Genomic DNA, 4,558 nt, shown 5'->3' with positions numbered 1-4,558 from the left:
CTGGTGGCCACAACAGTAGCCAACAACTAATTACTCCCAAAAACCAATGTCGTCTATTTCCAGAACGGTATGATCCCCCGCAAAATTTCTAGCGCTGCTATATTTCCATTCCGTTAGCTCGGTCACAAAGCGGTTTCAACGGTATGGTTATAAAACCTTGTCTGCCGGGCAGGTTTGTAGTTTCTGCTCATGTCCTAAAAATATAAAAACTACACTATTAAATCATAGCTTTTTGTTCTGAGGCTTGTTACGTGCTCATGCCGCCGCCAGTTAAAAACTGGTGGAAGAGGGGGGGGGAACCGGTGGTACATAAACAATCTAACAGTTTCCGTTTAAAAGAAGTTTTAAGTTTGAAAAAACACGCAGTAGCGGGGGGAGCGGGGACATTTCGTTATTTTTTTCTGCAAGCTCACAATATTGTACCCTTCTCATAAATTTATCAGGTGAAAAAGATTCTTTATATTCTGCATGGAATTAGACAAAAACATGGCTTCAAAAAACCTGCCGAATTTGAAAGTACTTTTCCTATATTAGTTTAGTGTATATGGTATAGAATTTTTCATGTACTTATCCTTACGTTATCCATAGTAATTGAAAGCATTATAATTTGACCAATGAAGAAACTAAAAAAAATACTTTTTATAGTAGCCATCTTATTTCTAACAGGCATTATCCTAATCAGCATTCCAGAAAGCAAAAGGACGCTTAAAACCAAACATTTTACATTCCTTTTCAGTAGTAGCATTGACACAGCAAAAATTATCCAACTTTCCAATGCTTTAGAGAGCAATTATCTTAAAATTGGAAAGAATTTAAATACTATTCCAGCAGAGATGATAGAAACAAATATCTATGCTCAAAGATGGAGGTACATAACGGCAACTAAAAACTGGGGAGGTTCGGGCAATATTGAAGGTATTTCCAAATTACACTTTGTAGAACAGGCATAGGGAGAAGCCGACAGCCAAAAAGTTGCTGTTCATGAGTTTGTTCATGCTGTAACATTAAAATTACTTTTAGACCATGAGCCACAACCTGTTGATTCAAAGGAATTCGATAAGAAATTTTCAACCTTTCCAATATGGCTTTGGGAAGGAATAAGTGTGTATGAGGCAAAACAATTTGTAAATCCTAAAACCTTAACCTATCTGGAAAATGGGCAATACCCAAGCATCGTGGAGCTAAACGGCCGCTTCAAAGGTGATAAAATATATGATTGTGGTTTTACAATTATCGAATATATCTTAGCTAAATATGGGCAAAAAAAATTTATTGACCTAATAGAAAATTATGGGAACTTGAAAAAGACATTTAATGTCACTGAAGAACAATTTTGCAAAGACTGGTATGAGTTTGTTAAAAATAAGTACCTAACATAAAGCTTTTCGATAATAATGGTTAAATTTCATAGGCGCCTTTGGAGCTAAAGGCATAGATTTCCACAGCATTTTTCATTTTGCCGATTAGGTAATTACTCCGGTTTCAATACAAAACCTATAATAATCTTTATGGGCAGGGCCAACAGATCATACATTTGTTACAAATTAATACCTACACTTCCAGACTCACTTTTTTGGGAAAAAACTGAAAAAATTATGCCGTCAAATAACAACTCACTTAAATTAACGTGAATAATGGATAAGCAGAGGCATAAAGCACGGATAAACAAGTGATATATTAGTGATGATTTGGGTATTTCCGAAATCCATAGCTGAAAAGCGTCTCCCGCTCCCGATATTATCGGGACCATCGGGGCTTCGCTTTTATTTACCCAATATTTTAATCCTTGATTCGCATTGGTATTAAAAAGTTAATCCAAAAGTTTTGAGCCCGAGGAATCTCTAATAAAAATGATCAAATCATAATCTTCGCTTAAATTTGTTTCGTAAAATTCTCTTTCCGGTTTCATTACTCCTACTTGTCTGAAGTCCAGTTTTTCCAATAACCACTTGCCAAACGTTGGTTTTTGTGCTTTGACGCTCCTTAGATCGATAATGAAAATAGGGGCATCAATAGCTTCGAAAAACTTTTCAAAAGTACCATTATACGGTTCCTCGGCCTGATATTCGGTTAGTCCCTGACTGCCCATTGCCGTATAGGTGCCTCTTGCAAAAGCGAATCCGACCGACAGATAGTCTTTGGCCAGACTATCGGAAAGAAAATTTCCCATACCGCGCATGGTTCTTTGAATATGTGCGTTATGTGCCCAGATGACAATCTTTGATCCCGGATTTTGTGATCTAATCCACATGAGATTTTCTGCCATAAACTTGTCTCGTGAGAAAATAGTTTTGTCCACATATTGCTCAATGATCCTAATATTTTGGTACAGCCATGGCATCCTGTCCCCGGTAATCTTCAATTTTTTTATAGCGTCCCTGATACGTGAAATTTTTACCTCTATAGTATCTTTATCTTCCTGGGAAATTGCACCTAGCCTAGAACCCATATGTTGGTTTGAAGTTTTATCCAATAGCTGTTTAATAGCAATCAAATCGTCTAGTGTTGTAGGATTGTTTTTAAATTTTTTTTCCAGCTCCTGGATAGACAAATCATAGGATTGCATATCAAATCCGGTGAATTGTATTTGTTGTTTAGAAGCATTATGCAACTTCATCCATTCCACCATATTTAATACTTCCCGGGTGCTCCAGGTCCAATAATCCATGCCTTTTATTAATTCGGTTGGATTTCCCTTTCCGCTTATGATGTAATCATTGAGCCTATAGGCCTCTGGCATATTCACTTCCATGGAAAAAATTCCGAAATTCTTTTTCTCCGCCAGAAATTTGATGATCCGGTGTTTCATTTGGAATATTTCGCTCGAACCATGCGTAACCTCTCCAAGACCTACAACATGGGTATCCCCGATCAATGAATCCATGATTTCAAGGTCCTCGTCGGATTTCTTTGCGGGATCATAGGTCGATAGCGGATAAACATTGTTCTTTAACCATTCTAATTCCTCCATGGTGGGCGCACTTACCCGGGGTTGCAGATCTTCAAATTCTTTGCCGTCAATACGTATTTCAAAATCATCGAACCAGGCTGTGCCAAGCCCCGTTAATAAGCCACCAAAACTGACGTCAGTAGCATTTTTATCCACATTCATTCGGATGGAGACTTCTTGCCAATCATTGGTGCCCCTTAAGCCACCCTCCTCCATATTATCAAACGCTAAGACCCCGGCTTCCCCATCTACGCTCCACCAAAGTCCTGCATAACCATTGGTCACGGATTCCGTTTTTACATGTCCTGTGAACTCAATGCTTCTGCCTTTTGCCAATGTCACCGGAAAGTTTCCGGTAAAGACGGCAATATGATTTTCTACCGGACTATTACTTGTCATCTTTAAACTCCTTTCGGAGCTGTATTTTTCGGTTTCATCCATTTTAGCAATGTATCCCGGACTTTCGATGTACCATTTCTTTGGAATTTCTGAACCCCTGACTTCGTATTCAAAATCAAGATTTAAAAATTCCTGGGAAAATGATGCTTTGGCTAAACATAGAAACAGGCATAGCAGTGTGGTTTTCATAATTTTAATTTAGGGGCCATTTAAACTTTTTCAATGCTTTTCATCATGAGCGTTGACTACTATCACCAGTTTACAACTGGTGCCCACAACAACAGGAGGCATACATTTCCATTTCTTTTTCCTTTCTACAATATATGCATACTTTCCTTCACACCGGCCTTGTTATAAAACCTTGCCTGAAGGCAGGTTTGTAGTTTCTGCTCATGTCCTGGAAATACAAAAACCACATTATTCAATCATAGTCTTTTGTGCTGAGGTTCATTACTTACTCCTGCCTGCCACCAGTCAAAAACTGGCGGTAGCGGGGCAGTTCATTTCTGCCATTTATCCGCCAAATTTTAATTTGTAGTTCGCTCCCTTCTTTTCCCCCATCTGGTGCTCGTTTGTAACGAGAACCCCCTATTGCCGCACGATTGTATCGTGTGGCTTAAACTAAACTATCTATAATGTCCTTTTCTTTTAACCAAAATACTGAAAAACAACCACATTATCCAATACCCCCTTTTCCCCCGCATAATCCACAGCACTGCTGTAAACATAATCTTCCGGCCGAAATACTAAGCCTGCATCTACCGGATTATTGTGTATGTAGTTTATCTTTTGCTGTATAATTTTATTGCTCCAAAGTTCAATAGGTTTGTTGTCGTGTCGCCAAAACTGATATCCGGTAACGTTGGACGACTTTCCTGCCGTTTTTTAAACCTTTCGAGCAAAAACTCTTTTCTGCTTTCTCTCGGATTATCCCGTATTTCCTTTACTTATAGCCTTACTTGTATACCGCTTAAAATCGCCCAACAACAATGCGGGATGTTGCCTGTCTACACTCCTGAACACCAAATGTATATGGTTGGTCATAATGCACCAGGCCACAATTTCCATACCTTTCTTTTTTTGGCAAAATGCCAAACTTTCCAACAGCAGGTTCTTATATTCATTCCTGGTAAAAACATCAAGCCATTCCACGACAGCAAAGCTCACAAAGTATAGGCCCTCCGGGTTATGGAACTTATAGTTTCTGCT

General features: G+C 38.7%; 3 protein-coding genes. 1 reads left to right on the top strand and 2 read right to left on the bottom strand.

Annotation, left to right across the window (positions count from 1 at the left end; translation table 11 throughout):
• Positions 1 to 614 precede the first annotated feature (614 nt).
• On the top strand, positions 615 to 950 hold the full coding sequence (locus tag ED312_RS21830) for a hypothetical protein (protein WP_123218143.1): 336 nt from the start codon (positions 615 to 617) through the stop codon (positions 948 to 950).
• An 860-nt stretch (positions 951 to 1,810) separates the two neighbouring features.
• Here ED312_RS21830 and ED312_RS21820 read toward each other — a convergent pair.
• Together ED312_RS21820 and ED312_RS24450 are read right to left on the bottom strand one after the other, a co-directional pair.
• A complete protein-coding gene (locus tag ED312_RS21820) occupies positions 1,811 to 3,538 on the bottom strand; it encodes an erythromycin esterase family protein (protein ID WP_123218141.1) in 1,728 nt (575 codons plus the stop codon).
• Positions 3,539 to 4,276: 738 nt separating this feature from the next.
• Positions 4,277 to 4,558 (bottom strand): transposase (locus ED312_RS24450; RefSeq protein WP_317125700.1); only part of this gene is annotated, 282 nt, incomplete at its 5' end.

This window comes from Sinomicrobium pectinilyticum (assembly GCF_003725735.1).
In the GTDB taxonomy this organism is placed as follows: domain Bacteria; phylum Bacteroidota; class Bacteroidia; order Flavobacteriales; family Flavobacteriaceae; genus Sinomicrobium; species Sinomicrobium pectinilyticum.
The sequence above is the reverse complement of the archived record's forward strand: the minus strand, read 5'-3'. Positions and strand labels throughout refer to the sequence as shown.